At 61.9% G+C, this 26,226-nt stretch carries 27 protein-coding genes; 10 read left to right on the forward strand and 17 right to left on the reverse strand.

From position 1 onward, the window contains the following. Positions 1 to 9: 9 nt before the first annotated feature. Entirely contained in the window at positions 10 to 597 is a 588-nt protein-coding gene (locus AC5LXK_RS29410) for a hypothetical protein (RefSeq protein ID WP_493392153.1), read from the reverse strand. A gap of 254 nt (positions 598 to 851) precedes the next feature. On the opposite strand from AC5LXK_RS29410, the gene AC5LXK_RS29415 reads away from it, so the two are divergent. Together AC5LXK_RS29415 and AC5LXK_RS29420 are read left to right on the forward strand one after the other, a co-directional pair. Further along, positions 852 to 2,069, forward strand: a complete 1,218-nt coding sequence (locus tag AC5LXK_RS29415) for a DUF6402 family protein (RefSeq protein WP_493392154.1) — start codon at positions 852 to 854, stop codon at positions 2,067 to 2,069. Next, on the forward strand, positions 2,036 to 2,440 hold the full coding sequence (locus AC5LXK_RS29420; protein ID WP_493392155.1) for a hypothetical protein: 405 nt from the start codon (positions 2,036 to 2,038) through the stop codon (positions 2,438 to 2,440). The genes AC5LXK_RS29415 and AC5LXK_RS29420 overlap by 34 nt, the downstream gene beginning before the upstream one ends. Before the next feature lie 401 nt (positions 2,441 to 2,841). Here the strand turns inward: AC5LXK_RS29420 and AC5LXK_RS29425 are convergent, their stop codons facing one another. After that, positions 2,842 to 5,142 (reverse strand): NADP-dependent malic enzyme, encoded by a 2,301-nt coding sequence (locus AC5LXK_RS29425; RefSeq protein WP_493392156.1) that lies wholly within the window; start codon positions 5,140 to 5,142, stop codon positions 2,842 to 2,844. Positions 5,143 to 5,277: 135 nt separating this feature from the next. Between AC5LXK_RS29425 and AC5LXK_RS29430 the strand changes: the two genes are divergently transcribed. From AC5LXK_RS29430 to AC5LXK_RS29440, 3 genes are all read left to right on the forward strand, one after another. Continuing rightward, on the forward strand, positions 5,278 to 6,249 hold the full coding sequence (locus tag AC5LXK_RS29430) for a LysR substrate-binding domain-containing protein (protein WP_493392157.1): 972 nt from the start codon (positions 5,278 to 5,280) through the stop codon (positions 6,247 to 6,249). A gap of 345 nt (positions 6,250 to 6,594) precedes the next feature. Continuing rightward, positions 6,595 to 7,296 (forward strand): CC0125/CC1285 family lipoprotein, encoded by a 702-nt coding sequence (locus AC5LXK_RS29435; protein ID WP_493392158.1) that lies wholly within the window; start codon positions 6,595 to 6,597, stop codon positions 7,294 to 7,296. Then, positions 7,286 to 8,344, forward strand: a complete 1,059-nt coding sequence (locus AC5LXK_RS29440; RefSeq protein ID WP_493392159.1) for a S1C family serine protease — start codon at positions 7,286 to 7,288, stop codon at positions 8,342 to 8,344. Before AC5LXK_RS29435 ends, AC5LXK_RS29440 begins: the two co-directional genes overlap by 11 nt. A 136-nt stretch (positions 8,345 to 8,480) precedes the next feature. Here AC5LXK_RS29440 and AC5LXK_RS29445 read toward each other — a convergent pair whose 3' ends face one another. The 7 genes from AC5LXK_RS29445 to AC5LXK_RS29475 form a co-directional block, all read right to left on the reverse strand. Beyond that, complete coding sequence (locus AC5LXK_RS29445; RefSeq protein ID WP_493392160.1) at positions 8,481 to 9,158, reverse strand: hypothetical protein; 678 nt, start codon at positions 9,156 to 9,158, stop codon at positions 8,481 to 8,483. A gap of 243 nt (positions 9,159 to 9,401) precedes the next feature. Continuing rightward, positions 9,402 to 9,896, reverse strand: coding sequence for a GNAT family N-acetyltransferase (locus AC5LXK_RS29450; protein WP_493392161.1), 495 nt, complete (start codon positions 9,894 to 9,896; stop codon positions 9,402 to 9,404). A 137-nt stretch (positions 9,897 to 10,033) separates the two neighbouring features. Then, entirely contained in the window at positions 10,034 to 11,191 is a 1,158-nt protein-coding gene (locus tag AC5LXK_RS29455) for an alpha/beta fold hydrolase (RefSeq protein WP_493392162.1), read from the reverse strand. A 156-nt stretch (positions 11,192 to 11,347) separates the two neighbouring features. Next, positions 11,348 to 11,722 (reverse strand): VOC family protein, encoded by a 375-nt coding sequence (locus AC5LXK_RS29460; protein WP_493392163.1) that lies wholly within the window; start codon positions 11,720 to 11,722, stop codon positions 11,348 to 11,350. Between the two features lie 300 nt (positions 11,723 to 12,022). Beyond that, positions 12,023 to 12,415, reverse strand: a complete 393-nt coding sequence (locus AC5LXK_RS29465; protein ID WP_493392164.1) for a hypothetical protein — start codon at positions 12,413 to 12,415, stop codon at positions 12,023 to 12,025. Between the two features lie 229 nt (positions 12,416 to 12,644). Further along, positions 12,645 to 13,559 carry an alpha/beta hydrolase gene (locus tag AC5LXK_RS29470; protein ID WP_493392165.1) on the reverse strand — a complete coding sequence of 305 codons (915 nt, stop codon included), beginning with the start codon at positions 13,557 to 13,559 and terminating at the stop codon, positions 12,645 to 12,647. An 86-nt stretch (positions 13,560 to 13,645) separates the two neighbouring features. Continuing rightward, entirely contained in the window at positions 13,646 to 14,512 is an 867-nt protein-coding gene (locus AC5LXK_RS29475; protein ID WP_493392166.1) for an AraC family transcriptional regulator, read from the reverse strand. A 257-nt stretch (positions 14,513 to 14,769) separates the two neighbouring features. On the opposite strand from AC5LXK_RS29475, the gene AC5LXK_RS29480 reads away from it, so the two are divergent. The 3 genes from AC5LXK_RS29480 to AC5LXK_RS29490 all read left to right on the forward strand — a co-directional run bounded on the left by AC5LXK_RS29480 (position 14,770) and on the right by AC5LXK_RS29490 (position 17,469). Continuing rightward, positions 14,770 to 15,228 (forward strand): GNAT family N-acetyltransferase, encoded by a 459-nt coding sequence (locus AC5LXK_RS29480; RefSeq protein WP_493392167.1) that lies wholly within the window; start codon positions 14,770 to 14,772, stop codon positions 15,226 to 15,228. Between the two features lie 661 nt (positions 15,229 to 15,889). After that, positions 15,890 to 16,531, forward strand: coding sequence for a hypothetical protein (locus AC5LXK_RS29485; RefSeq protein ID WP_493392168.1), 642 nt, complete (start codon positions 15,890 to 15,892; stop codon positions 16,529 to 16,531). A 59-nt stretch (positions 16,532 to 16,590) separates the two neighbouring features. Next, positions 16,591 to 17,469: an SMI1/KNR4 family protein gene (locus AC5LXK_RS29490; RefSeq protein WP_493392169.1), complete on the forward strand. Its 879-nt coding sequence runs from the start codon at positions 16,591 to 16,593 to the stop codon at positions 17,467 to 17,469. A gap of 55 nt (positions 17,470 to 17,524) precedes the next feature. Here the strand turns inward: AC5LXK_RS29490 and AC5LXK_RS29495 are convergent, their stop codons facing one another. Together AC5LXK_RS29495 and AC5LXK_RS29500 are read right to left on the reverse strand one after the other, a co-directional pair. Further along, positions 17,525 to 17,776 (reverse strand): hypothetical protein, encoded by a 252-nt coding sequence (locus AC5LXK_RS29495; RefSeq protein WP_493392170.1) that lies wholly within the window; start codon positions 17,774 to 17,776, stop codon positions 17,525 to 17,527. Between the two features lie 204 nt (positions 17,777 to 17,980). After that, positions 17,981 to 18,445, reverse strand: a complete 465-nt coding sequence (locus tag AC5LXK_RS29500; protein ID WP_493392171.1) for a GNAT family N-acetyltransferase — start codon at positions 18,443 to 18,445, stop codon at positions 17,981 to 17,983. Positions 18,446 to 18,568: 123 nt separating this feature from the next. Between AC5LXK_RS29500 and AC5LXK_RS29505 the strand changes: the two genes are divergently transcribed. After that, positions 18,569 to 19,291, forward strand: a complete 723-nt coding sequence (locus tag AC5LXK_RS29505) for a sulfite exporter TauE/SafE family protein (protein ID WP_493392172.1) — start codon at positions 18,569 to 18,571, stop codon at positions 19,289 to 19,291. A 29-nt stretch (positions 19,292 to 19,320) separates the two neighbouring features. Here AC5LXK_RS29505 and AC5LXK_RS29510 read toward each other — a convergent pair whose 3' ends face one another. From AC5LXK_RS29510 to AC5LXK_RS29520, 3 genes are read right to left on the reverse strand one after another with little or no spacing between them, the layout of a single operon-like run. Further along, positions 19,321 to 19,944, reverse strand: coding sequence for an ABC transporter ATP-binding protein (locus tag AC5LXK_RS29510; RefSeq protein ID WP_493392173.1), 624 nt, complete (start codon positions 19,942 to 19,944; stop codon positions 19,321 to 19,323). A 37-nt stretch (positions 19,945 to 19,981) separates the two neighbouring features. Continuing rightward, positions 19,982 to 20,377 (reverse strand): hypothetical protein, encoded by a 396-nt coding sequence (locus AC5LXK_RS29515; protein ID WP_493392174.1) that lies wholly within the window; start codon positions 20,375 to 20,377, stop codon positions 19,982 to 19,984. Then, positions 20,374 to 21,501, reverse strand: coding sequence for an aminotransferase class V-fold PLP-dependent enzyme (locus AC5LXK_RS29520; RefSeq protein WP_493392175.1), 1,128 nt, complete (start codon positions 21,499 to 21,501; stop codon positions 20,374 to 20,376). Before AC5LXK_RS29520 ends, AC5LXK_RS29515 begins: the two co-directional genes overlap by 4 nt. A gap of 276 nt (positions 21,502 to 21,777) precedes the next feature. Here AC5LXK_RS29520 and AC5LXK_RS29525 point away from each other — a divergent pair, with 276 nt between their 5' ends. Further along, positions 21,778 to 22,959 carry a serine hydrolase domain-containing protein gene (locus AC5LXK_RS29525; RefSeq protein WP_493392176.1) on the forward strand — a complete coding sequence of 394 codons (1,182 nt, stop codon included), beginning with the start codon at positions 21,778 to 21,780 and terminating at the stop codon, positions 22,957 to 22,959. Positions 22,960 to 23,059: 100 nt separating this feature from the next. On the opposite strand, the gene AC5LXK_RS29530 is transcribed toward AC5LXK_RS29525, so the two are convergent. The 3 genes from AC5LXK_RS29530 to AC5LXK_RS29540 all read right to left on the reverse strand — a co-directional run bounded on the left by AC5LXK_RS29530 (position 23,060) and on the right by AC5LXK_RS29540 (position 26,164). Then, positions 23,060 to 24,232, reverse strand: a complete 1,173-nt coding sequence (locus AC5LXK_RS29530; protein ID WP_493392177.1) for an NAD(P)/FAD-dependent oxidoreductase — start codon at positions 24,230 to 24,232, stop codon at positions 23,060 to 23,062. 164 nt (positions 24,233 to 24,396) lie between these two features. Continuing rightward, the gene (locus AC5LXK_RS29535; RefSeq protein WP_493392178.1) at positions 24,397 to 25,548 is read right to left on the reverse strand and encodes a branched-chain amino acid ABC transporter substrate-binding protein; all 1,152 of its coding nucleotides are present in this window, start codon (positions 25,546 to 25,548) and stop codon (positions 24,397 to 24,399) included. A 424-nt stretch (positions 25,549 to 25,972) separates the two neighbouring features. After that, complete coding sequence (locus AC5LXK_RS29540) at positions 25,973 to 26,164, reverse strand: CsbD family protein (RefSeq protein WP_493392179.1); 192 nt, start codon at positions 26,162 to 26,164, stop codon at positions 25,973 to 25,975. Positions 26,165 to 26,226: the final 62 nt, after the last annotated feature.

Below are 26,226 nucleotides of genomic sequence, written 5' to 3' on the forward strand. Positions count from 1 at the left end.
TCGCGGGTGTTATACCGGCGACGGTCCCCGATCAGGATCGTGGTACGGCTGCTCTCGCAGCGCCAACTGGCCGTAGTCCGGCGTGATCGTGATCTTTCGGGTGACTTCGTTCACGTCGAGGTACACGCGGTCGCCCGGCTTGAATCCGAAGAGCTTGAAATTGATATCGATCGCCTTCATCCAGGGCAGATACGGCCAGCCACGCTTGGGAAGATCCGGGTAGTTGCGAAGGACAAGCTCAAACGTCTTTTGCTCGTCGACGTGTTTGTTCTTCCTGCGACGTGGCTTAGTATTGGCGTCAGCCATTTTCAACTCCTTGGTTGAGTTGGTGGTGGTCAGCGGGTCGCATGGGTTGCCGCCCATGCGGCCCGCGCTTCTTTGCTGCCGTGATTTCCCTTCTTCCTCTTCGCCGCATCTTGCTAAGCATGACGAAATTTTTAACCATCGGTACGGAAGGGACTTCGTTTGACTTCCGATGGCGAGAAGCAAGGCTTCACGATCAGTGTAGTCGGGCTGGCATCTCAGAAATGGTGTATTTGGACGAAATAGCCAATCGGCATAGGGATGGAAGTGTGCGAGAAGTGCACCCTGAGCCAAACGCCCCGATTCCAAGAATACGCGGACAAGGTTTCATCCGCCGCCTATGAATACTGCGCCCGTCGGGCGACGAGCTTGGACGGACAGGTATCGAGCGATGTTGTCTACGCGCGAAAGTGGTAGTCGAGCCTATCAACCCTCACAGCGTGGAGTAGCTAGATACAGTAACCGACAAGGGTTAATACGGGGACGGGAGCTTTGTTAATTATTGACGATTCTTAAATAATAGATTGATCTATTGGCTAAACAGATTTATGGCTGACGTAAAAAAGATTCCTTACTATAGACCGCAAAAAGGCTTGCTGGGGCCAGAGTTGAAGAAGTACGAGGGCGCACAAGGATGCATCCCGCTTGAGACTCAACAAACTGTATCAATTGATAGACTCGCTCCTGGCGAAAAGCCGCCGCCGTCTCCCCCTCCGCCGCAACCAAAGCCGGTAGCGGAGCCGCCTAAAGCTACGAAGCCCGCTGAAGCACCTCAGCCGAAAACCCAAGAGCCACCAAAGCCGACCGATGCGGAAGTTTGCGAGAATCCACCGCCTTTTGATTTGCAAGACGTACCTATCGCAATGGATAACTTGGGCTGGAAAGTATCGGCTAAACTCGCGCGGATTTGGTTTGCAGGCCCTGAGCACATATACGATGACAAGCCTAAGTCAACTCAGCCTCTGGACACTGATAGCGTAACCCTTGACTGGGCGTTGAAATTTGGAAGTGTCAAAAAGAAGTATGAAAAACTTATTACCGAGGATATTTATCGAGACTCTGCTATAGTTGAAGCAAGAACAAAAATTCTTGCAAAACTTAACAAGCTGTTCTCAGAGGATCGCGGGGCAAATCTCAATATCAATACGACTCAATTTTTGCCTGATATCCGTCAATTCCATATCGATTGGCAATTTCAGCTTACGTCAATTGGCAATTGGGATACGATGGAAAATATCACGCCTACCGATCTTACAGGAGCCTTGGCGAACTTTAACATATACGCGGCCATAGGCAATCTTGAGATTTCGGGTGAAAAATATTATCGGTATGAAAAGACGAGCAATTTTTACTGCCTCAATGCTGTTGCAAAAATTACGAATGTGTATGTTTACGTCAAAGATAATTACTCGTTTAACGGTATCCAATATTTGGGGCATTGGAATAAGCATGGTGTGATCATCGCGCCGGGGCCTGTGATAAGTGGGGCGCCATCCAGTTCGCCAAAACATGATACTGACGCAGATATTTGGGTGAAAAGCATCAATAAGCCCGTGGACACGAGAAGGAGTCTTTTCAGAAAGTTCAAGGAGCCTGACGTATTCTATCCGGTCTACAACTCAGACTACAGCCGGTGGCGCGCCAAGCATCATAGGGGCGAAGATTTTATGATATATTCAAAACCCGCCTATCTGAAGTTGAAGAAACCTGTTGAAATTAAACTTGGTGAAATATGCAGATTAGCGCCGCCAGACTCATTGGGTTAGCCGTTCTAGCATTTTTTTTGGTTGGCTTCTCTGTCCATTTGGCTCGACCGAATTATGGTCGATGTGATTTCTTTGAAAAGAAATTGAATGGCGGAAAAAAAGATTTTGAGGGCATTGAATATTATGCAAAGCTGTGTGGCGCAGATATTCGGAATGGGCATGAGGTGAGATTCCAGCTTTTTGACGTGGCTGGAAAATTGCTCGCTCAACGCTATTTTTCATACTACGTAAATTCGGCTACTGAGCAAGAATTGGTAGATGGTGTTGGCGGAATCGTATATTACGATAGCTCAAGCAGTGATGTAATGCAGTTGCTTAAGATTCCCCCAACCACATGGGATTGGATTAGGGCAAGACTACCTTTGTTTTAATCGTGCTGCTTGTGCGCAAAAGAAAAGCCCCCGAACCTTCACAGGCCGGGGGCTTTGTATTTGCTTCTAATCAACGAGAACAACGCCACGTAGTGCGGATTCTTGATCTACCGTCGTCTGGCCCGTGCACACACGGTTCTCAGCTTCACGGCGCAACCTCAATCCCTTCACTTCCTGCAACGTGCCGCCCGGAGACGTTGTACGGCGCAACGGACGTTATCGTCTCAGAAACGAGTACCTCTGAATGTCCGCAAAAGCCGAATTGCGCGCGTAGCGCGTCCGTCAGGTCTGGGGATACTGCAGCCGTTCAACTGGCAGGTTTCCCGCTCGCTGAACAACAGATCGTGGCCTGATGCCGACAAACACGGGGCGGCCGCAACCGCCCCACTCCCACGTATCAATCAGCCCGCCACACCCCGATTCGCCTCAATCACCGTCAGCGCAGCCATATTCACGATCCGCCGCACGGTAGCGCTTGAAGTAAGGATGTTCACGGGAGCATTAACGCCCAGCAAGAACGGCCCCACCGCCACATTGCTCCCCGCCTCGGTCTTAAGCAGGTTGTACGCAATATTCCCCGCATCCACGTTCGGACAAACCAGCAAATTCGCCGCCCCCTTCAACGGCGACATCGGCAGCAGCTTCGCGCGCAGCCCTTCATCCAGCGCACAGTCGCCATGCATCTCGCCGTCCGCCTCGATATCCGGCGCCTGCTCCCTGACGATCTCCAGCGCGCGACGCATCTTCACGCCCGAAGCCGCACTCCCTGATCCGAAATTCGACCGCGACAGCAGCGCCACCTTCGGCGACAGGTTCAGCCATTCCATCTGCCGCGCGGCCGCGATCGTGAATTCCGCGATCTGCTCCGCGTCGGGGTTGTCGTTCACGTGCGTATCCACCAGCGCGACCGTGCGCTGATCGAGCAGCAGGATGTTCATCGCCGCATAGGTCGACGCGCCGGGCTTCTTGCCGATCACCTCATCCACGAACCGCAGGTGATTGTGATACTCGCCCACCGTCCCGCAGATCATCCCGTCCGCATCGCCGAGCTGCACCATCATCGCGCCGATCAGCGTCAGGCGGCGGCGCATTTCCACGCGCGCCATTTCCTTCGAAATGCCGTCGCGGCACCGCAGTTCCCAATACTTCGTCCAGTACTGCGGGAAGCGCTCGTCGTATTCCGGATTGGTCACTTCGACATCCTGACCGAGTCGCAGACGCAGGCCGAATCGCTCGATGCGCGCCAGCAGCACCTCCGGACGCCCGACCAGAATCGGACGCGCGAGCTTCTCGTCGACGATCACCTGCACCGCACGCAGCACCCGCTCGTCTTCGCCTTCGGTGAACACGATCCGCGCCTTGCCGCCGTCACGCACCAGCTGACGCGCGGTCGCGAACAGCGGCTTCATGAACGCGCCCGAGTGATAGACGAACTGCTGCAGCTGCTCGACGTACGCGTCGAGATTAGCAAGCGGGCGCGTCGCCACGCCGCCTTCCATCGCGGCCTTGGCCACGGCCGGCGCGATCCGCACGATCAGGCGCGGGTCGAACGGCTTCGGAATCAGGTATTGCGCGCCGAACGACACGTCGTACGCGCCATACGCCGCCGCGACGACTTCGTTCTGCTCTTCCTCGGCCAGCCCCGCGATCGCGTGAACTGCCGCGATTTCCATTTCGCGCGTGATCGTCGTCGCGCCCACATCCAGCGCGCCCCGGAAAATGTACGGGAAGCACAGCACGTTGTTGACCTGGTTCGGGTAGTCCGAGCGGCCCGTCGCGATCACGACATCGTCGCGCGTCTCGTGCGCCAGTTCCGGGAAGATTTCCGGCGTCGGGTTCGCCAGCGCGAGAATCAGCGGACGCGCAGCCATCGCCTTCAGCATCTCCGCCGTGAGGATGCCGCCGACCGACAGCCCCAGGAACACATCCGCGCCGCCAATCACTTCGGCGAGCTTGCGCGCATCGGTTTCCTGCGCAAAGCGCGACTTGGCCGGGTCCATCAGCGTGGTACGGCCGCGATAGACGACGCCTTCGATGTCGGTCACCCAGACGTTTTCCACCGGCAGCCCGAGGTCGACCAGCAGGTCCAGGCACGCCAGCGCGGCCGCACCGGCGCCCGACGTCACGACCTTCACTTCCTTGATGGACTTCCCGACGACCTTCAGCCCGTTGATGAACGCGGCGGAAACGGTAATCGCGGTGCCGTGCTGATCGTCGTGGAAGACGGGAATCTTCATGCGTTCGCGCAGCTTCTGCTCGACCGTGAAGCACTCCGGCGCCTTGATGTCCTCGAGGTTGATGCCGCCGAACGTCGGTTCGAGGCCCGCGATGATGTCGATCAGCTTCTCCGGGTCGGTTTCGTTGATCTCGATGTCGAACACGTCGATCCCGGCGAACTTCTTGAACAGCACGGCCTTGCCTTCCATCACCGGCTTCGACGCGAGCGGGCCGATGTTGCCCAGGCCGAGCACCGCGGTGCCGTTCGTGATCACGCCCACCAGGTTGCCGCGGCTCGTGAAACGGTGCGCCTGCAGCGGATCGGCGGCGATCGACTCGCACACGCTCGCCACGCCGGGCGTGTAGGCCAGCGCCAGATCGCGCTGGGTAACCAGCGGCTTGCTCGCCACGACCGAGATTTTCCCGGGGGTCGGAAACTCGTGATAGTCGAACGCGGCCTGCTGCTGTGTCTCTGTCTGTTTCATGTTTTCGGTCCCGGCGTGGGCGCCAGGCCAGTCCCGGCGCGATCCATGAAGGTGATTCTAGGGATCCGCCATAACGTGATGATTCTGTTTTAATATCGGTCCATCACTTTTTCATGATGAATACATGACCAGTCAATGAATTTTGACGCAAACGACGTGGTCAGGCGGCTGGGCGCGCGCCTGAAGATCCGGCATCTGGTGCTGTTGCTGCAGATCCAGCAGCACGGGTCGCTCACGCGCGTCGCCGAGCACATGGCCAGCAGCCAGCCGGCCGTGACGAACGCGCTGTCCGAGCTGGAAAGCATGTTCGGCACGCCGCTGTTCGAGCGCTCGTCGCGCGGCATGCGGCCCACCGCGCTCGGCGCGGTCGTGCTCGAGCGCGCGAAGGCGATGATCAAGGATCTCGACCACCTCGCCCGCGAGATGGAGGCCGTCGCCGCCGGGCATGCGGCCCATCTGCACATCGGCGTGATTCCGTTCATCTCCGGCCAGATGCTGTCGGCCGCGCTGAAGCGGCTGCAGTCGCGGATGGAGCGGCGGCTGACCGTGACGATTCACGAAGGCACCAGCGATCAGCTGCTGCTGCAGCTCAGGGATCACAGCGTGGATGTCGTGATCGGGCGCGCGTCGTCGGCGATCGATCTCGGGCAGGTTTCGTTCGAAGTGCTGTACCAGCAGCAGCCGCGCATGATTGCGAGCCGGCGTCTTGCGGCCAAGCTCGCGCGCACGCCGCTCGACTGGCACAAGCTGCATGCGCTCGACTGGATTCTCGGCGCGCCCCATACGCCGATGCGCGAACAGGTGACCGATCTGTTCCTGTCGGCCGGCATCGCGCCGCCCGTGCCGATCGTCGAAAGCTACTCGTCGAAGCTGATCGGCGAAATGATCGCGTCGAGCGACGAGGCCGTGTCGATCGTGCCGGCGGATATCGCGGAAGAACTGGTGCGGATCGCCGGCGTGGCGATCGTGCCTTACTCGCTCGTGTGGACGCTTCCGCCGATTGCGCTGTTCACCCGCTCAGTCGATTCACATTCGCCTGCACGGGATCTGCTCGTCGATGCGCTGCGCGGGGTGTGCAGGGAAACGTACGGGGAAGTGCAGCGATAGGGCTTCAGCCACCTCGAACGCCAGTGCGAGACCGATACCGCCCGTGAAGGATCGATCGTGCGTGCGCCGATGTCCGGCGAAGGGCACGGATCGCCCGTCGTACGCGAGACAGGATTCACGCATCGCGAGATCCGGATGGCCGCTCCGGTTCGACGGTTGCGATTGCGGCAGCCGACCGAAGGCGCGCAGCCACTCGCCGGCTTGCAAACCATCGCGAATCGATCTCGCCGCAATCCGGCCGGACGCACACCGCTGCGACCGAATCACCGTCGATCACGCTGCCGCTCACGGGCATTTGGTACAGTGACGCAATAGTTAGGGCTGGAAACAATAATTCAAGAAATCATGCAGCACGGGGTGGAGATGAATTCACTTACAAGATCATTCCTTGCACTTTCAATTTCCTGCATGCTCGTCGCATGCGCGACACCGTATCAAAGGCTTGGAAGCTCCCTGACCGGCGGCGGATATACGGAGGAGCGGATCGACGATGCGACTTATCGCGTCAAGTTCACGGGGAATCCGAAGACCTCGGACGAGAAGGTCGGGCGTTACCTCCTGTACCGCTGTGCCGATCTCACGCGCCAGATGGGTTTCCGGTATTTCGTCTTCGTGCCCGACGCACCCACCGGCGGATTATCGATGGACAACGGTCCTCCCGCGGACCCGCATTTCAACCGGCAATTCCTCAGGAAAGCCGCATACCGCGGCGTGATTTTCCTGCCGGGCGGCGTATCGATTTCACGCAGCAAGTGGGTCACCATCCACATGCTGCAGGACCCGAAAGCGGTACCGCTTCGCATGATCGGCTGGGACGTGAACGAAGTGTTTGCGGCGCTCGACGCATACGTGCACAGCGACGGCGCCGCGCCAGGCCATGTTCCACCCGCATCGATTTTCGACCCGGTTGCCGGCAAGATCGCCTACGAGCGCCCTTTCGCCCCCTCGTCGCCGAGCCGTGACGCGTCCGAACACCCGTCCCGTTCCGGCGCCGTACCGATCGAATCGCTCGACGGGTTGTTGCCTGGAGGCAGTCATGCGCATTGATACAACCCGGCGCATCGCGTCGCTCGCGTGCCTGCTCGGCCTGGCGCTCTTCGGCTCGGGGCTCACGACCTCGCGCGATGCGTTCGCCGCCGCGACGGATGCGTCGGCGCTCTATGACAGGCTGAGTCCGATCGTGTGGCGTGTTGTCGTGGTGACGCCCCGTGGAAGACAAATCGGCAGCGCGGTGGTCATCGGCGACGAGAAGGTGGTGACCAATTGCCACGTGCTGTCGAATGGTGTCACGGCCGCCATTCTGCACGGCAACGTAAGTTATGGCGCCCGCCTGATCGAGCCGGACGCGGAGCGCGACCTGTGCGTGCTGTCGGTCGAAGGACTGCATCTGCAGGGCGCCCAGGTCGCCCCGCTCGCCTCATTGAAGATCGGCCAGCGGGTTTACGCCATCGGCTCGCCCTTCGCTCGCGAGAACACGATGAGCGATGGCCTGATTTCCGGATTCGTCCGCGATCCGGACCGGGGCATCACGAGCATCCAGATCTCGGCGCCCATCTCGCCAGGCTCGAGCGGTGGCGGCCTGTTCGACGAGCGAGGGCGATTGATCGGCATCACCGCGAGACAGATCTCGCCGTCCCAGGCGGAGAACATCAACTTCGCGATACCGGCCGAATGGCTGGCGGACGTCCCCGCAAGAGCGCGTTTGCAACTGGCGCAGCACGCCATGAGCAAGACCAGGACAGAGCCCGCCGCCGCCAGCCAGACACCCGAAGGCGTCGTTCGTGCCGCTGATTTCCACCGATCGACCTCATCCGGTGTCGAGGTCCTGCTGAGCTCTCACGCATCGTGGTCGAAGGCATGTGTCGCGCGCTTCACGCCGCACGTCACCGTGGTGCAGCCACCCATGCACGGAAGTGTCGATATCCGGGAAGGCGACTACGCCGTCGGGCCCAACTCGCGCTGCGCCGGGCAGACGGTTCACGGTACACAGGTTTTCTATGTTCCCGATGCGGGTTTCAAGGGGCAGGAAACGGTTCGTTACGTCGCCGACAGTGTTCCGGGCGTGACCCGCACCGCGTTGATCGACGTACGGTGACGCCGGCCGACGGCGGCCGCCCGGCGCACTGCTGCGACCGGCAAGGCAGCCCCCGTCGGATGCATCCGCCCGGATGGCGCGTCAGTCCGCCTGAAACGATCGCGTACGCCGCCCGTATGCCGTGCCGCGGCGGCAGCTACTTGCTCGCCGCGAGGCGACGTAGGATTTCCGCACGCTCGGCGGCGAGCACGCGGTCCGAGCCGTCACCCCGGCTGTAACGCTTGGTCGTGCGGTAGGAGAAGCGCTTCCTGTACTGGCTGGTCGCGGGATCGAACGCCCACGCGTCGACGTCGAAGAAGTGCTTGCCGAAATGATCCTCGTTGTCGCCCCAGACGAAATCCGCGCGAACGAACAGCGGATACGGCGAGATGTCCGGCAGCTTCCACATCGCACGGTCGGCCGACTCCGTCTGAGTGACCTGCGGCATCAGGTTCTCGATCTTGCCGTTCGCGCCGATACGCAAGATCGCCACGCGCTCCAGCATCCCGCTGCCGCCGCCCGAGAACATTCCCGAGAAGAACACCCACGAGCCGCCCGATGCGATCGGCAGCCGTTCGGACCGCGGATCCAGACCGAACTGATACAGCTCCTTGGAGGAGTCGGGAAGCGGCACCGGCGGCATCTCGAAGCACGGCGCATGGTCGGGAAGCACGCAGAGTTTCACGCCGGACAGCGGGAGCCCGTCGCTGTCGACCTTGCCTTCCGCCTGAGTGAAACGCGGGAACGCGGATTCGCTGGGGGCCGCCTGAACGGACGCGATACCGACGACGGCCATGCTCAGGCTCACTGCGAGCGTTTTACGGATCCAACGCATACACCACCCTCTCTCTGATTTTTTGGTTGCCGCAGATTGTCGATGATTCGACAGGCCTTTGTCGAATACTCTCGCGCAGGGGGAACACGGTCCGCGTCAGCGGCAGCAACTGCTGGCGCTTGTTGCGATCGACGGGGTCACTGAGTTGGACGCGCAGGCATGCGCGGTTCTTGTGGCGGTGAGTTGAAGTAGGTCTGGCTTGACCAGGCATCGGCGCCAATCCACCGGGAATTCAGTTGAATGCTAATCCACCGGCTTCTCGTACAGGGACCAGGCTACCCCGTCCGATTTCGACCCGACGCGAACAAAGCCGAGCGACTCGTAGTAAGCGCAGAGCTTCGTGTTTTCAGTGGCGCAATCGAGTCGGACAAAACGCCGGTTCATGCGGATCGCCTCATGTGCGCACCAGTCGAGCATGAAGCGGCCGATCCCGAGCCCGTTGAAACCTTGCCGCACGGATAGCCCGTGCACATAGCCGGCGATCGGTTCTTGAGGCCCCCAATGCGAGTCATCGCCGAAACCGAGCGAAAATGTTCCGACCAGCGCACCATCCAGCTCGACGACATACACGGCCTTCTCGGCGACGTTGTTTCGCACCCATCGCTCGGAGAAGCCGTCACCCTCCCTGCCCCATACATAATCGCCGTTTGCGACCTTCTTCGCGTGTGCATCGTTCCGGATCTGCGTCAGTACCGGGACGTCGTCGGCTGTGGCCCTGCGGATGCTTTTCGATGTCATCGCTCGTCTCCCCGTTGAGTCTTCACGTCATTGAACGAAGACCGTCATCTCGCCAACCGCATTCGCAACGGCAGGTATTCGCGCCGCTGACAGAACATGCAAGCGCCTCCACACCATGCCCGACCGAGAGAAGCATGTTACCCGTGAGAAAGCGGCGCGAACGCTCCACGACTCGCGTGCGCGACATTCGCCCGGGAAGGCAAAACCTGTTCAGCCAATCGCAATGCAACCCGGTTTCCCGTACTGTGCCCATGCAGCGCCGCTCGCAGCCACGCCAGCATGCCCGGAACCACCCGCATCGAAGCTTCCGCTGCGCAATGACCCAGGCCGCGAAGCAACCAGACCTCTGCAGATGGGAAGGTACCGAACACCCGAACGTCCTGACACGGAATGTACGGATCGCAATCGCCATTCACCGCCAGCAACGGCGCGCAGTCAGCAACGTCGAGCAATTTCTGATGCTTGAGTGAAAACATGTCCAGGAATCGCTCCATGCCGGCGATGTCGGGCAATTCAGGCAGGCGAGCCGCATTGGCGACGATGCCCGTCATGCCGTTCGGCAAGTGCGCCACGACGCTGGCATCCCGATCCTCGGCGCCAATCGGCCCGCCCCAATTGATCGCGGCGTCCACCTCGTTCTGCAGCGCCAGCTTGGCGGCCCAATGCCCGCCAAAGCTCACGCCGACGATCGCCTTGCCGTACCGCCCGCCGAAGCGGGCCAGTACCGTGCGATAGAGCCGGTCGCTGGCCGGTTCAAGAGGCGTATCCGTTTCCCCCGTCCCGGGCATGTCGATCGCCACGACCTTGAAGCGGCCGTACAGCGCGAACACGAGCGCGAGGCGATGAAGCTCCATCTTTCCCGTGTCGACTCCGCCCGTCAGGCACACGACCGGATAGTCGCCGCCCTGCCTGGGTTGGTAAACATGCGCCGGGAAGCGGACGGTGCCGCCGTCTTCGTGACGCACTTCGACGCGTTCGAAATGCACGGGGAAGTTCGCCGACGCGCGAATGAAGCATTGCACCTGGTTGTGCAATGCTTCGCGCCTGGCAGGCGTGCACACCACGGGAAACCGGGCCGCGCCGTAGAGCATCGCTGCCAGCAGCCAGCGCTTGTCGGCCTGCGCGGCCGCCGCCTCCCGCGACCATTCGTAGGTCCACCCTCCGGCGCCTTCGTGCCAGTTATCGGTAATGCGCTGCTCGACACGCGCAATCATCGAACGCGGGATACCCCAGCGTACGAACTGGATCCGTCGCTCGTCGAATAAATCTCGGGGATTGATCGGGAAAGCAAACATGACCGGGTTCCTGAATCGAGGTGTCGATTACCGATGGTGCTGCCGATAGCGGCACGCAACCGCATTAGGCCGCACCCGCCCGGAATTCATCAGCCGCCGACCGTCAACGCGTGGCGCGAGAGGCCGTTCCGCAGCCCGGGGCTGTCCGCCGGTGAATCACCCCTCCGCCTGATGACACACCACCTCGATATTGTGTCCGTCCGGCCCGATGACGAACGCCGCGTAGTAGTTCGCGTGATAATGCGGCCGCAACCCCGGCGCACCGTTGTCCTTCCCGCCGGCCTCCAGCGCCGCGCGATAGAACGCATCGACTTGCTGCCGATTGTCGGCCACGAACGCGAGGTGGAGATGCGCCGGTTTCTCGGCCGACTGGAACAGACACAACGAAGACTTGGCGGGCGTACTGATCTCGATCCCGTAAGACGGCTCGCCCTCGCCCACCGTCACGGCACCAATCGGTTCGAGTGCCTTGAGGAAAAACGCCTTGCTGGCGGCAAAGTCGCTGACGCCGAATTTGACGTGGTCGAACATGAGCTCCCCTCGGATAGATGGGCTGGCCTGCACCCGGGTGTGATGTCGAGACCACCGCGATGGTGCCACACTCAGCCGGCTGACAGTACACTTGCCCACCCGCCAACAAAAAAAGCCCGACTCAGTCGTCGGGCCAATGAGCGGGATACAAGGAGAATCCCGCTCACCCCATACCGGGTGGTCGCGCCGCGCGACACGGCGTTGTCGAGATCCGGGTGATGCCCGACGATCGCGCACGAAACCGTGCGCCAATCGATCGTCAGCTACCGCGCTTGTCTGGAAAAGTTCGAAGAAGCAGGCTTACTGCGAAACGGGCGAATTCGACGATTCGGTCGTCGGCATTTGCGGCAACGGCATCGCTGCCGAGTCGTTGCTCGCGCCGCCGCCCGATGCATCCGCTGAATTCGTGCTGCCCGCTTGTCCGCGACGGCCCCGGTGCGCACCATGCGAGACCGTGGGGGTGCTCACCGCGACCGGCCGGATCGGCGGATGCGCGATGTACTGGAAATTGTCATTGATCGCGCCATTGCCCGTGTCGTACGGCTGGTGCACGAACACGCTGCTGGTAACGGGTGCGCTGGCTTGCGCGAACGCAGCCGGCATGACGGACATCGTGGCGGTTGCCATCGCCGCGCCGAACGCGATGAAACGCGCAAGCGAACGGGTATTTCGGGTGATCGGATGGGCTGTCACGCTACGTTTCCTCCAATGCGGATCCGGCCGGTAATCGCCCGACCGCCGACGACACCCGCTCGAAAAAGTTGGCCCACGCCTGAAAGCGCGGGCCGAGCGGAGGTCACACAACACCTTGGGGGGGACAAGGCGAGGCCAGTCTAGCCCGAGTCAACGCAAAGAAGATTTCATGCCGTATTACAGCTATTACTTCATGTGACGAAGCATCGGCGGGCACGGCCGGCTCCGGTCAGCGCGGGCCGCCCAGATGCTGCGTGAACCATTCCGCCGCTGCCCGGCTGGTCGTGTCGAAGTGCTCGATATACGGCGTGAAATGCCCGCCCCCGATCTGGAGCAAGCGCTTCGGTTCCAGCGCGTTTTCCCACGCCTTGAGGCACAGGTCGGTAGGCGTCAGCACGTCCTGGTCGGCGACGATCATCAGCAGCGGAGTCGGAGAAATACGGTCGACATACTGGCCCGGCTCGTTCTCGCGCGACATCTCGGCGCTGCGCAACGTCACCTCGTTTCTCCAGTTCGGCGCAAACTGCGCGGCCGACTCGGTGAAGAACCGGTACGCATCCGCGCCGGCCATCGCACAGGCAGCCAACGGATCGGCACTGACGGCCGGCAGCATGGCTGGCTGACCACCCGAGAATCGCTGCCGGCGATCTGCATCGAAACGCGCCAGCATCGCCGGCACCAGATCGGAGCGTGTGCGGCGCAAGCCCGACTGATACCCGCTGATCGTCGGCACCTGTGACACCACGCATTTGACGCGCCGGTCGATGGCGGCAACCTCGAGCACGTGGCCGCCGCTGTAGCTGGTGCCCCAGATGCCGATGCGTTCGGCGTCGACATCGGCGCGCGTCAGCAGATAGCTGATCGCATCGCGATAGCCGCGCTTCTGCTGCACGGGGTCGATTTCCTGACGAGGCAGCCCGTCGCTTGCGCCGAAGTTCTTGTGATCGTAGAGCAGCACCGCAAAGCCGCTGGCCGCGAACACCTCCGCGTAGCGGCCCAGATACTGCTCCTTCACGGCCGAGAAGCCGTGCGCCATCACGATGGCAGGATACGTTCCGCTATCGGCGACGTGCTGCGCGGGCGCGTAGAACCAGCCCCGCAGCGTCGTGGATTCGGACGGAAATTCGATGTCGGATCGTGTCATGTCGGCTTGCCTCGTTCGGTCGGTGAATCGATGATCGACACGATAAGCCCGCACGCATCGCGTCGCGTGCTCCGGAAAGACGTTTGCTACGCGAAATCGGACAGTTTCGCGTAAGCGCTCGGCGTCATGCCGGTGAACCGGCGAAACACGGTCGAGAACGCGCTCGTGGTTTCGTACCCCAGCTCTGCCGCGACGGCGATCACGGAGCACCCCGATGCCAGCAACGGGCGCGCGGCCGAGATCCGGGCCTGCTGCCGCCACTGGCTGAACGACAAGCCGGTTTCGGCGGTGAACAGCCGCGCCAAGGTCCGGCTCGACGCACCGACTTCATCGGCCCATTCCGTCAGCGTGCGTTGATCGGCCGGATTCGACAGGATGGCATCGCAGACGCGGGCAAGCCGCCTGTCTTGCCCGGACGGAAGCCGCAGCGGCTGTTCGGGAGACCACTCGATTTCAGCGAGCATGAGCTGGATGACGAGATCGTCGCGTCCGGCAGGATGGGCGTCGATCGGGAGCGACGACGCGCGCACGATCAGTTCGCGCAGCAATGGCGAAACGTCTACCAGCCTCGGTTGATTCGGGTAGGCCGACGGGTAAGCATGCGGGTCGACGTAGGCCGTTCGCATTTCGAGCTGCCCATGGGCGCGCATCGCATGCGGAAGATCCGGCGGAATCCACAGTGCGCGATGAGGCGGGATCATCCACATCGACTGGCAGGCGAAGACTTCGGCGATACCCGTCGTCGTGTAGACGAGTTGTGCGCGTGGATGCCGATGTTCGGCGACGATGAAGCCGTCGGGAAACGCTTTCGGCATGACTGCCGCGATACCGGGTGCGTTCTGGTAGTCGCGCGGGTCGGTGCTCTTCGGAGCGTGCGAGCGGCCGGCACGCTTGGGGTTGGCTGTCGTGTCGGGCGTGATCGCTTTACCTTGGCCGTTCCCTGCGCCCTTCATCGCTCGTCCTTTCGTGTGTGCGGGATGGTCAGATGATGCGATCCCCGTGAATCGGACAGATGATACGGGAATGTCGGGCTCCGGTATTTCCGGAATGAAACAGCGAATCGGTCGCGAAAACGTATCGTCAGTTCTCCGTGCCACACACGCGACACGTTGTGCGGAACACCCGGTCTCGCGAGTTCCAGCGATCTTGGAAGTTCGATTCCGTGCTGCTATCGTTGTGCCTCTTTCGAGGATTTCGGAGTGGCGGAAACATGCCCTTGATCTTGCGTCGAGCGACGGCGGCCGATGCCGCAGAGGCGGCCGAAGTCTATCTACGGTCGCGCCATTCGCTGGCATCTTATGCGCCGCTCGCGCACTCCGAAGCGGCCGTCCGTGACTGGATTGCCGACATGCTGATCCCGTCGGGCAACGTGACCGTTGCCGTGGACAATGACCGCATTGTCGGCATGGCCGCACACGCCGTCGCCGATGGCGTGGCTTGGCTCGATCAGCTGTATGTGTGCCCCGAATTCAAACGGCAAGGGATTGGCACCGCCCTCCTGGAATCGGTGAAGGCGCAGACCGATGGCCGGCTCCAGCTCTATACGTTCCAGATGAACCGCGATGCCGCCACGTTTTACGAGCAGCACGGGTTCGTTGCCATTGCATACAGCGACGGATGCAGGAACGAGGAAGGTTGCCCTGATGTTTTGTACTGCTTGATGCGATAGCGCCTTCATCCGTTGGCTCGCGTTGCCAGTCCTCTATCGGCGATGTTAATGGATTGCATGGAGCCCGAAATGACTGGTACCTTCTCGGGAAACCGGCCATGGAAGGCGTGCTGCCATCGACGGTCATGAACGCATGACTTGCGACAACGGCCTACAACGGACACCACTTTTGAGACGCAAGTGTTACGCGTGAAGGAGTACAGGAAATGGGCTCGTGGGTCCGTTGCAAATGCGATCATCTCGTGCACAAGAATCTTTTCTGCGGAACGGGCATTTCCCTGCTCGCGACTGAGGAATTCCTTGACGAGAATCATCTCGGAAAAAGTGCGGATGACCTGATCTCCGATCTCATTCGACGGTCTGAGCGCCTGCTTACATGCAGGAACTGTGGACGAAAAATCCTGGTGGTGGAAACCAAAGACGTGTTCGAAATACGGTTCTTCAAGCCAGAACAGGACGAGTAAAGATAAGTCTTCCAGCGAGATTCATTGGGCATCAAATTGCCGCTTTTTAAATCCGCGGCTGGCGGCTTCGAGGTCGGACGCAGACCTTCTCCGGGAAGATGACGATTAACCAGAAGTCGACAATAGGCGATGGTAAGCGGCTACATGTTCGGGAAATAGCGCGTCGTACAGCAGATATTGATCTCAAGTGAATCAGAATGCTCAAATACAATTTCTCGATGTCGACTGTTGCGCCGCAGCCATCGAAGTCGGCGGAGCGCCCGGATCTAGACTTGATCTACCCCTATGTCGTACCCAAAAGTTGGGTTGAGTATGCCGGGGCAGATGCTCTCGTGACCTGGCAGTTCTCAGACGACGTGCGGATGGTAATCGTTGTGGATAACAAAGGAACTGTCCGAAATCTAAGACCTCAGGATCTGGACAGTCTCGGGGAAACCGTCGAAAGCATCTACGATGTCGCCGCCCGAAATTTGACCCGCTCCCTCGGCCAGAGAGACTTTGAACTTGGTTTACCTACACTTCTCGACGGGGTGCAAATTGGATGTGCACGCGGCAACTGGATGGCGCCTGCGGGCGGGCTGATGCTTGGGACGCTCTACCTGGGAATGAAGGCGCATTTTGGTGCCGATGAATTTGCAGCCGTCGCGGTCAATCAGGAATGCCTGTTTGCATTTCCAACCGACAAGCGAACGTTGGCTTCGAAGTCACTGCGCATCGCCATTGATGACGAGTTCAGCAAGCACCGAAAGCCGGTGTCCCGTGCCTGGCTCAAGCTTGACGGCGGGTGGCCAAGCGAGCACCCGATGAGTGGCACTTTTGATGTCGATCCGATCAGTTGATCCTGTCGATGACTGGTTTCCGGGGAAATGTATCTGCGTAAAAGGCTGATGGGGGAGCGATGAAGGATCGAGTAGCGAGGTGCTGGTTCAAAGTAGGCGGTGCATCAGACGCGGCGATCGCGAGTCTTCGGCGTGCAGCAGGATTCGACCTTCCCTCAGAGTACGTTGAATTCCTGAGGTTCAGCAACGGTGGAGAGGGGCCATTGTGCGAGCCGTGGGGCGCATTTTGCCTCGACGATGCGGAGACTGCATGCAGTGCTGCACAAACGAAACGCTATCCCGGTTGGTTTGTGTTCGGTGGAAATGGCGGGCTTGAGTTGTTTGCCTTCGATCTGACGGAGGCAGCGCCGTGGCCAGTCGTGGCATTCGACGGCATGGATCCCGAACGTTCGGTTCAGCGAGTCGCCGACGATTTCGCAACTTTTCTTCGGCTTGTCGGACCGGAACTGGAGTTGCAAGCTACGGTTGATGCTGACGGCTTTGTCGCGTTGGTGTGCCCGGATACCTACTCGGGATTCGTCGACGAAGACTGGACGTTTGACCAAGTGATGGCTCGATTTACCGAGCAGATGAATATCGCGTCGCTGTTTGTCGCGTACCCCGGCCCCGATTTTGCCGATCGAGATCTTCGCATCTCCGACGCTCCGCTACCGACTACTGCATGGCGCGAAGTATCTGGCGTGGTAAACGTGGGTGAGCAGGGTCTGTGGCTAACCGACTACACGCAGCTAACGATGGCGGCACAATTCCGCGATGAATTTCCCGCGGAAAGCCGCCATGTCAGGCTGCCCGTAGCATCCGGTCCACATCGATTAACGTTGCGACAATTCACGTTGTCCACGGAAAAGGCAAGCCTTCCTTCGATTGAGCTGATCGTAACCGCCTTTCCGGACAATCGAATGACTGTTCGCTTTGATTCGGTTCCGTGGTTCAGATAATGGTCGGTCCCTGGACTCGCTCCGCAATCTTCCGGCACACGCCAGAACGAACTCGTCAATATTGCGAATCAGATATTCGACAGACATCCGTAATGACGCCATCTGCGAAGACCTTCCCCTCCCACATCTGGATTTCCTTGCCGACGGCCAGATAGGAGGCGACCAGGGCGAACGACAGGAACGCCACAGGGACATGGTGCTCGCGACCCAGCTCGAGAAGTCGCCCCTCCAACAACCAGCGACAATCGAAGTACCGTCCCTCGATGATCAGGGGACAACCGAAGTGCATGCCCGGATTGATGGACACAGGCCCATTTCGCCCGCCCTCATCTGGGGTTTTGAGTCGAAGACGGAGTATCACATCAGGTTGCATCAGACTCCCTCCCGGAGCATGGCCGGAATCATCGCTCGTCCTATCTCTGGTACAGGATGGTCAGATGATGCGATCCCCGTGAATCGGACAGATGATAGGGGAATGTCTGCATCCCGACGATCACAGCACACCACTGAATCAAACAGGTACCCGCAGAATCGGCACCAGCCTGCCCGGAATGGCGGCCGACTCCTTCTCCGCAATCTTCTCCGCACCGAGCGACATATAGAACGGCACGGCGTTGGGATCGGCCTCGATCACGAAGCTTCTGATTCCCCTCGCGGCGGCGTCTTTCCTGAGTTCGGACCATAGCGCACGCGCGACGCCCTGCCCCATATGATCGGGATGAACGAACAGCCACCCGCGCGTCAGCTCATCGGAATCCGTCGCGGCCCTGACCCAGAACCCGATGATTCGCTCGTCGGTTTCGGCGACGTAAGCTATCGCGCCTTCGATCATCTCGGGCGTCACTGTGAGATCGGCTTGCCAAAGATCCAGCCAGTCCTGGGGGTAGCCCCAGTGCGCTTTCGACAGGAATGCCAGCGCCGTGAGTGCGTCCGCATCGGCGGGCCGGCCGGCCCGAATGACAAATTGGCGGTGCATCTGGTCTCCTTTCCTGGGCAGCACATCCCGCATCGACGACACATGACCCGGTCGTACACTCGCGCAAAGCGATCGAGTCAAGAAACGATATGATGACCGCTTTGTGCTGAACGGGTGGCCGGAATGGGATACCTGCTGGTGCTTTGCGTCGGATTGATTGCGGGAACCTTGAGTGGCGTGATCGGCACCGGCTCGTCCATGCTGTTGATGCCCGTACTGGTCATGCTTTATGGCCCGCAGCAAGCTGTCCCGATCATGGCGATCGCGGCCATCATGGGCAACCTCGGAAAGGTGCTCTCGTGGTGGCGCGAGATCGACTGGAAAGCCTGCTCCGCCTATTGCGCAACGGCCGTTCCGGGCGCCGTGCTGGGCGTGCGCACGCTGCTCGCGTTGCCGCCGCACGCCGTGGAGCTGGCGCTCGGCACGTTCTTCATTGCGATGATTCCGACGCGGCGCTGGCTTTCGCGCCGCGCCATCCGGTTTTCGCTGCCCCAACTGGCCATGATTGGCGCCGTCGTCGGCTTTCTCACCGGCATCGTCGTATCGACGGGCCCCATTACCGTGCCGGTGTTCATGGGGTACGGCCTGGTCAAAGGCGCGTTTCTCGCCACGGAAGCCGCGGGCTCCCTCGCGGTCTACGGCGCCAAGGTCGTGGTCTTCAACCGGTTCGGCGCACTGCCGCTGCATGTCGTGCTCGACGGGCTGATTACCGGCTCCGCGTTGATGGTCGGAACCTTCGTCGCGCGCCATATCGTTGCCCGCATGAGCCCGGGCACGTTCAAGCTGGTTGTCGACGGGCTGATGCTTTCGTCGGGGCTATCCTTGTTGTGGGCGGCAGCACGCTGACCGGCCCCGGCGATAGGCGCCCCTGCCCCTTAACCTGTCGCGGCGAGGTCCGCGAAACTGGTCATCCTTGCCTCACAGGCACGGGCCAGCGCCAGATCGTGACTTGAAAAGAAGACGGCGGTGTCCGCCGCCAGCGTCCTGAACAGGTCGACCAGAACGGCACGCGCGGCGGCATCGAGCCCGTTCCCCGGCTCATCCGCGATAACGACAGCCGGCTTGCCAAGCGTCGTCGCCGTCAGGAAAAACTTTTTACGCGTCCCGAGCGACATCTGCTCGAAACGCTTCTCCAGATGCGGTGCGAGCCCGAACCGGTTCGCGAGATCGAGCGTGCGGGCATCGACGCTCGTTTTCCTGGCGGACGCCACGAGTTCGAGAAACGCGTGGCCGGTCTGGAACGGATACGCCATGCAATCGTCGGGCACGTACGCCAGGACGGACTTCGCATCGAGCGGCGCAGTACGCAGCGAATGGCCGTCGAGCCACACCTCGCCCTCGTCGGCGTCGATCGTTCCGGCGAGAACGCCGAGCAGGGTGGATTTGCCGCTGCCGTTTTCGTCGCACAGCGCGACGCATCCGGCACCGGACGCGTAATTGAGCCCCTGGAAGATGACGCGCTTGTCGTAGCGTTTGCCGAGATTGTCGAATCGAAGCATGGATGAGTGAATCAAACGAAAATTTGCCAGGTAACGGTTACCCAGACCGCGATCGCGACGATGCCGAGCAACACGTCAGGATGCGATGGGCCACCAGCATCAGCGGCACGACGGCAGCAAACGGCAACGCGAGCGCAACGACCGTCAGCCAGTCGGCCCGCACCTTGGCGACAGCCGCAACCGGCAGCGATTGCATGAAGTGCGCGGCCTTCGCGTGCGCCGCACGCAAATCGCGATAGGCGGTTGCCGCGATCAAAGCAATCGCCCCCTCCGAAATCAACGTCAGCGGGACGGCACGCGTATCGAAATGCCAGATTCCGAGCAGCAGACAGGTGGCGGCCGTGACCAGGCCCAGCCGCGAAGACAACGAACGGCTGCGCACCTCGTGCCGGCAGCGACATCGGTGCGCAGCGTCGCCCGAAACGAGCGTCAAAGAATCCGGTTCAACGCATCCGAGAACCGCTTGACCGCGCCATCGACGTCATGCAGCTTGTCGAGGCCGAACAACCCGAGCCGGAACGTCTTGAAATCGGCCGGCTCGTCGCATTGCAGCGGCACGCCGGCCGCGATCTGCAACCCGACATCCGCAAACTTCTGCCCGGTTCGAATACCGTCGTCGTCCGTGTAGCTGACCACGACGCCCGGCGCCTCGAACCCCGCCGCGGCCACGCTCCGGAACCCCTTCTCCGTCAGCAGCGCGCGAATGCGTTCGCCCAGTTCGAGCTGCTCCGCCTTCACCTTGTCGAACCCGTAAGCCTCGGTTTCCTTCATCACGTCGCGCAGCGTCGTGAGGCTGTCGGTCGGCATCGTCGCGTGATACGCAAAGCCGCCGCCCTCGTACGCCTCCATGATCTGCAGCCACTTGCGCAGATCGCACGCGAAGCTGGTGCTGGTCGTCGAATCGATGCGCTCGCGCGCGAGCGGGCTCAACATGACCATCGCGCAGCACGGCGACGCGCTCCAGCCTTTCTGCGGCGCGCTGATCAGGATGTCGACGCCGCTGGCCTCCATGTCGACCCAGACCGTACCGGACGCGATGCAATCCAGCACAAACATCCCGCCGACCGCGTGCACGGCATCGGCCACCGCGCGCAGGTATCCATCGGGCAGCATCATCCCGGAAGCCGTTTCGACGTGCGGCGCAAACACCAGATCCGGCTTGTTCTCCTTGATCGCGGCAACCACTTCGTCGATCGGGGCCGGCGCATAGGCGGCCTGCCGCCCGGCTTCGACCGGACGCGCCTTCAGCACCGTCGTTTCGGACGGAATGCTGCCCATGTCGAAAATCTGCGACCAGCGGAAGCTGAACCAGCCGTTGCGGATCACGAGGCACTTCTTGTTCGTTGCGAACTGCCGCGCCACGGCTTCCATGCCGAACGTCCCGCTGCCCGGCACGATCACGACCGATTTCGCGTTGTAGACCTTTTTCAGCGTGGCGGAGATGTCGCGCATGACGCCCTGAAAGCGCTGCGACATGTGGTTGACCGAGCGATCGGTGTACACCACCGAATATTCGAGGAGCCCCTCGCGGTCAACATCGGGAAGTAAACCTGGCATGCTCGCCTCCGGTGAAAGATGAACGATGGAATCAGGGCGCGCAGCGCCTGCGACTCGATACTGCTCTGCACCCGTGCAAATGCGTCATTTCCTCGACGAAAGCAGATTCTAACGAACGCCGCCGGCCGATTGGGCATATTTTGCCTGCTGTCCGGCCCGGCTTGCGTCGGCGCAAGCCCCTGCCACGCACGTAGCCCTGTTCGAAGTAAGGGTTAACGACGCGTGCGGCACGGGCCGCATAACATGTCGCCCAGGCCCCTCACGACGGAACCTTCGATGACCTCCTCTCCCGCATCGTCTCAGCAGTCGTCAACCGATCCTGCGCTCGCCGGGCGCATCGATGCGGTCCTGTCCCGCCAGCTCGAGACGCAGCGCCTCGTCGGCGCGGTCGTCCTCGTCGCACGCGACGGCGAACTCGTCTATCGCCGCGCGGCCGGGTTCGCGGATCGCGAATCGCGCACGCCGATGCGCGAGGACACGCTGTTCCGGCTCGCGTCGGTCACGAAGCCGATCGTCTCGGCGGCCGCGATGGTGCTCGTCGCGCAACACAAGCTGTCGCTCGACGACGATGTCACGCGCTGGCTGCCCGAATTCCGTCCGGCGCTGCCAGACGGCCGCGTGCCGGCGATCACGGTGCGCCAGCTGCTCGTGCATACCGCCGGCCTCGACTATCGCTTCCACGAAGCCGACGCGAACGGCCCCTATGCGCGCGCGGGCGTGTCCGACGGTCTGGATGGCGCATCGATCACGCTCGCCGAAAACCTGCGCCGGATCGCGAGCGTGCCGCTGCTGTTCGCGCCCGGCACGAACTGGAATTATTCGCTGTCGATCGACGTCATCGGTGCGCTGATCGAAGCCGTCTGCGGCACGCCGCTCGCCGACGCGATCGATGCGCTCGTGCTCCGCCCGCTCGGCACGCACGACACGGCCTTCGTCGCGCGCGATCCCGCGCGGCTCGCCACGCCCTACGTCAACGATGCGCCGCAGCCGCACCGGCTCGCCGAGAACGAGACGGTGCCCATCTACGAAGGATTCGTCGGCGTCACGTACTCGCCGGCGCGCGCGCTCAATGCGCAGGCGTTTGCGTCGGGCGGTGCGGGGATGGTCGGCACCGCGGGCGACGTACTGACGGTGCTGGACACGCTGCGCGCGGGCGGCGGCGCGATCCTGCCGGCCGAACTGGTTGACGAGATGGGCCGCGTACAGACCGGCGACTTCGAATTGCAGGATCTGCCGGGTGCAGGCTTCGGGATCGGGTTTTCGGTGCTGCACGACCCGCAGGCGGCCGCGTCGCCGGAATCCGTCGGCACCTGGCGCTGGGGTGGCGTCTACGGTCATTCTTGGTTCGTCGATCGCGCGCGCGGGCTCACCGTCGTGTCGCTGTCGAACACGCTCTACGAAGGGATGAACGGCCAGTACACGCTCGATCTGCGCGACGCCGTCTACGGCGCCGCGTAACCCGCCTGCATGACGAAAAAAGGCCCGACAAAAGTCGGGCCAACGGGTTTGAGACACAAGGAGAATCCCGCCCACCCCACTTCCGGGCGGTCACGCCGCGCTACACGACGTTCTTTTCGACGATCGGCCGGTTTTCCAGCACTCGCGCCCAGCCGAGCGACGACAGGTCGAGCGTGTCGTAACGCCCGCCCAGGATGAGTTCACTGACGCCACGCCCGGTTGCCGGCCCCTGCTGCAGCCCGTGGCCGCTGTAGCCGTTCGCGAACACGACGTTGTCGAGTTCGGGGTGGTAACCGATGATCGCGTTGTGGTCGAACACGTTGTACTCGTAGTAGCCGGACCAGCAATTCTCGACGCGCAGCGCCTCGAATTCCGGTACGCGATTCGCGAGCGTCGGCCAGATCACCTCGTCGAACAGATCGTGATCGACCTCGTCGAGCGGCAGGTCGTCCGGGTCGCGATCCGGGCTCGGCGACGTGCCGCAGATATACGTGCGCCCCTCCGGCCGGAAGTACACGCCGGTCGGGTCGATCAGCAGCGGGCAATCGGCGAGCTTCGCCGGCGACGACACGTTGAAGATGCTGCGGCGCCGCGCAAACACCGGAATGTCGATGCCCATCATCGACGACAGCGTGCGCGTCCAGGCGCCGGCCGCGTTGACGAGCGTGTCGCATGCGTAACGCTCGCCGTCGCCCGTCACGACGTGTGTGATCCTGCTGCCGTCGCGCACCACGTCCTTCACGTCGGCCGGCACGTAGCGCGCGCCGAGCGCCTGCGCCTTCTTGCGCAGCGCCTGCACGAGCCCGTAGCCGTCGAACCAGCCTTCGCCGCTCACACCGTACGCACCCGACACGAGATCGTCGACGTTCAGCCACGGAAACTTCGCGCGCAGCGCATCGCCGTCCATCAGCCGGATATCGGCGCCGAGGCGCGTCTGCAGCGCATGATTCTCGCGCAGCGTCGCATCGCCGGCCGGCGTCGCGAGGAACAGGTAACCGCCTTCGTGCAGATCGATCGACGGCCGGTTGCCGTCCACTTCGAGCCGCTCGCCGATCGAGCGCAGGAAGTCGATGCCGAACAGCGACATCTCGATCGACAGCGGCGTCGAGAACTGCTGGCGAATCGACGCGGCCGACAGCGCCGACGACGATCTCGCATAGGTGGGGTCGCGTTCGATGACGGTCACGGCGACCGTGGGATCGGTGGCGCGCAGGAAATAAGCGATCGAGCTGCCGATCACACCACCGCCGACGATGACGACTTGAGAACTCACGACTGACTCCGGTTGCACGTAAAAGGCGCAGCCTGCCGGCCGCGCCCGTGGGTTGTTCGTGCCGCGTCGCGCGCGGCGTCGCGTGGGCAGGCTTCCCGGGCGATCGCTTCGGCTATTTCAGCACGTCCGGCATCGCCGCGAAAGTCCGCGCACGCAGGTTGCGTTCAGTCCGCCGATTTCGTCGTGACGGGCTGCCACGCGGCGTTCTTCACTTCATACAGCGTCGAGCTCGGGTTCTTCAGGTCGCCCGTGTTCGTGAACGCGATCGTGCCGGTGATGCCGTCGTAGCGCGTGCCCTTCAGCGCGCCGTTGAAATCGGCTGGCTTCGTCGAGTTCGCCTTCTGCATCGCATTGATCGCGATCCACGTCGCGTCGTACGCGAACGGCGCATACGCGAGCATGTCGACGCCGTACTTCTGCTTGAATTTCGTTTCGAACTGCTTGCCCTTCGCGAGCCGCGACAGCGGCTGACCGTATTCCCACACGGACGCGCCTTCCGCCGCATTGCCGGCCAGCTTGATGAAGTTCGCGTTCATCACGCCGCCGCCCGCGAGGAACTGCGCGCGGATGCCGAGCTGGCGCATGCGTTTCACGAGCATCGCGGCCTGCGCGTCGAGGCCGCCGAAGAACACGAGATCGGCGTTGGTGCTCTTGATCTTCGTGAGCTGCGCGCTGAAGTCGACGGCCTTGTCGTTCGTGAATTCGCGCGCGACGATCGTGCCGCCGTTCGCCTTCACGGACTTTTCGAATTCGTCGGCTTCGCCCTGGCCGAACGCGGTGCGGTCGTCGATGATCGCGATGCGCTTCGCCTTCGTCACGCTCGCCGCATACGCACCGGCGTTGCCCGCGTTCTGCGTGTCGGTCGCGATCACGCGGTACACGGTGCCGAGCCCGGCGCGCGTGATGTCGGGATTGGTCGCCGACGGCGTGATCATCGGAATGCCGGCCTTCGCGTAGATCTTCGACGCGGGCAGCGTCGTGCCCGAATTGAAGTGGCCGATCACGACGGCCACCTGCGCGTCGGCAAGCTGCTGCGCGGCCTGCACGCCGACGCGCGGATCGCTCTGGTCGTCCTGCGACGCGACGACGAATTTCACGGGCTTGCCGCCGACCGTCGTGTGCGCCGCATTCGCTTCGTCGACCGCCATGCGCACGCCGTTCTCGATATCCTTGCCGTAGGCGGCGCCGCCGCCCGTCAGCGGGCCGGCCACGCCGACCTTGACGATCGTTTCCTGCGCGTGGGCCGCGCCCGTCTGGAGCGCGAGGATCGCGGCGGTCAGTGCGACGCCGGAAAGCGAACGAATGCGGAACGTCATGGCAATCCTTCTTCTGTGGGTCGTGACGCAACGCGCGATGGCCGCGCGCCGACGCCCTCCTGCACGCCGGTGATGCCTTTCCGTGCCAGAGCGCCATGCAACGCGCCCACCCGGCCGGACGATCACCGCGGTTCCGTCTCCGAAGAACCTGTCATCGCGAAAGAGGTGAATGGATTGTGGGTAGCCAATACCCGTGCAGCAAACGAAATATCGGAACTATGTAGTGAGGATTTGTCATCAAGTTCCGCGTTCGCGGCCGACCGGGGGCCCGCGCAACGGTGGGCCCCGGATGGAGTGCTTCAGTGGGGAACGGCGGTGTCGCCCTTGGGTAAAGGCCGGTCGTGGTCATGCCGATCGCGCATCATCGTCGCCACATCAGGCTGGCCGGTCTTCGCGACGCCCTGGGCGGGCGCCGCATCGTCAGTCAGTGACGATCGGTGCCCGTATGCTTGCGCACCGCATCGGCTGCCTCGCCGGCCTGCTCCTGGATCTTGCCGGCCTGCTGTTCTGCCAGGCCTTCCGCTTCCGTCTTGCGGTCGCCCGTCACCTTGCCGAGTGCTTCCTTGACCGAACCCTTGACCTGTTTGAGCTTGCCTTCGATGCGATTCCTGTCCATGGTCGTCTCCTGCGATGGTTGGGGAGAGCCGGCAATGCAGCGGCCTGCGCCGCACCGCCGAG

The organism is Burkholderia pulmonis (assembly GCF_984667975.1).

Excerpts from the sequence above, each read along its gene's own strand:
- AC5LXK_RS29415 (WP_493392154.1), top strand. The coding sequence starts at position 852 with ATGGCTGACGTAAAAAAGATTCCTTACTATAGACCGCAAAAAGGCTTG.
- AC5LXK_RS29420 (WP_493392155.1), top strand. The coding sequence starts at position 2,036 with ATGCAGATTAGCGCCGCCAGACTCATTGGGTTAGCCGTTCTAGCATTT.
- AC5LXK_RS29425 (WP_493392156.1), bottom strand. The coding sequence starts at position 5,142 with ATGAAACAGACAGAGACACAGCAGCAGGCCGCGTTCGACTATCACGAG.
- AC5LXK_RS29430 (WP_493392157.1), top strand. The coding sequence starts at position 5,278 with ATGAATTTTGACGCAAACGACGTGGTCAGGCGGCTGGGCGCGCGCCTG.
- AC5LXK_RS29435 (WP_493392158.1), top strand. The coding sequence starts at position 6,595 with ATGCAGCACGGGGTGGAGATGAATTCACTTACAAGATCATTCCTTGCA.
- AC5LXK_RS29440 (WP_493392159.1), top strand. The coding sequence starts at position 7,286 with ATGCGCATTGATACAACCCGGCGCATCGCGTCGCTCGCGTGCCTGCTC.
- AC5LXK_RS29445 (WP_493392160.1), bottom strand. The coding sequence starts at position 9,158 with ATGCGTTGGATCCGTAAAACGCTCGCAGTGAGCCTGAGCATGGCCGTC.
- AC5LXK_RS29450 (WP_493392161.1), bottom strand. The coding sequence starts at position 9,896 with ATGACATCGAAAAGCATCCGCAGGGCCACAGCCGACGACGTCCCGGTA.
- AC5LXK_RS29455 (WP_493392162.1), bottom strand. The coding sequence starts at position 11,191 with ATGTTTGCTTTCCCGATCAATCCCCGAGATTTATTCGACGAGCGACGG.
- AC5LXK_RS29460 (WP_493392163.1), bottom strand. The coding sequence starts at position 11,722 with ATGTTCGACCACGTCAAATTCGGCGTCAGCGACTTTGCCGCCAGCAAG.
- AC5LXK_RS29470 (WP_493392165.1), bottom strand. The coding sequence starts at position 13,559 with ATGACACGATCCGACATCGAATTTCCGTCCGAATCCACGACGCTGCGG.
- AC5LXK_RS29475 (WP_493392166.1), bottom strand. The coding sequence starts at position 14,512 with ATGAAGGGCGCAGGGAACGGCCAAGGTAAAGCGATCACGCCCGACACG.
- AC5LXK_RS29480 (WP_493392167.1), top strand. The coding sequence starts at position 14,770 with ATGCCCTTGATCTTGCGTCGAGCGACGGCGGCCGATGCCGCAGAGGCG.
- AC5LXK_RS29485 (WP_493392168.1), top strand. The coding sequence starts at position 15,890 with ATGCTCAAATACAATTTCTCGATGTCGACTGTTGCGCCGCAGCCATCG.
- AC5LXK_RS29490 (WP_493392169.1), top strand. The coding sequence starts at position 16,591 with ATGAAGGATCGAGTAGCGAGGTGCTGGTTCAAAGTAGGCGGTGCATCA.
- AC5LXK_RS29500 (WP_493392171.1), bottom strand. The coding sequence starts at position 18,445 with ATGCACCGCCAATTTGTCATTCGGGCCGGCCGGCCCGCCGATGCGGAC.
- AC5LXK_RS29505 (WP_493392172.1), top strand. The coding sequence starts at position 18,569 with ATGGGATACCTGCTGGTGCTTTGCGTCGGATTGATTGCGGGAACCTTG.
- AC5LXK_RS29510 (WP_493392173.1), bottom strand. The coding sequence starts at position 19,944 with ATGCTTCGATTCGACAATCTCGGCAAACGCTACGACAAGCGCGTCATC.
- AC5LXK_RS29520 (WP_493392175.1), bottom strand. The coding sequence starts at position 21,501 with ATGCCAGGTTTACTTCCCGATGTTGACCGCGAGGGGCTCCTCGAATAT.
- AC5LXK_RS29525 (WP_493392176.1), top strand. The coding sequence starts at position 21,778 with ATGACCTCCTCTCCCGCATCGTCTCAGCAGTCGTCAACCGATCCTGCG.
- AC5LXK_RS29535 (WP_493392178.1), bottom strand. The coding sequence starts at position 25,548 with ATGACGTTCCGCATTCGTTCGCTTTCCGGCGTCGCACTGACCGCCGCG.
- AC5LXK_RS29540 (WP_493392179.1), bottom strand. The coding sequence starts at position 26,164 with ATGGACAGGAATCGCATCGAAGGCAAGCTCAAACAGGTCAAGGGTTCG.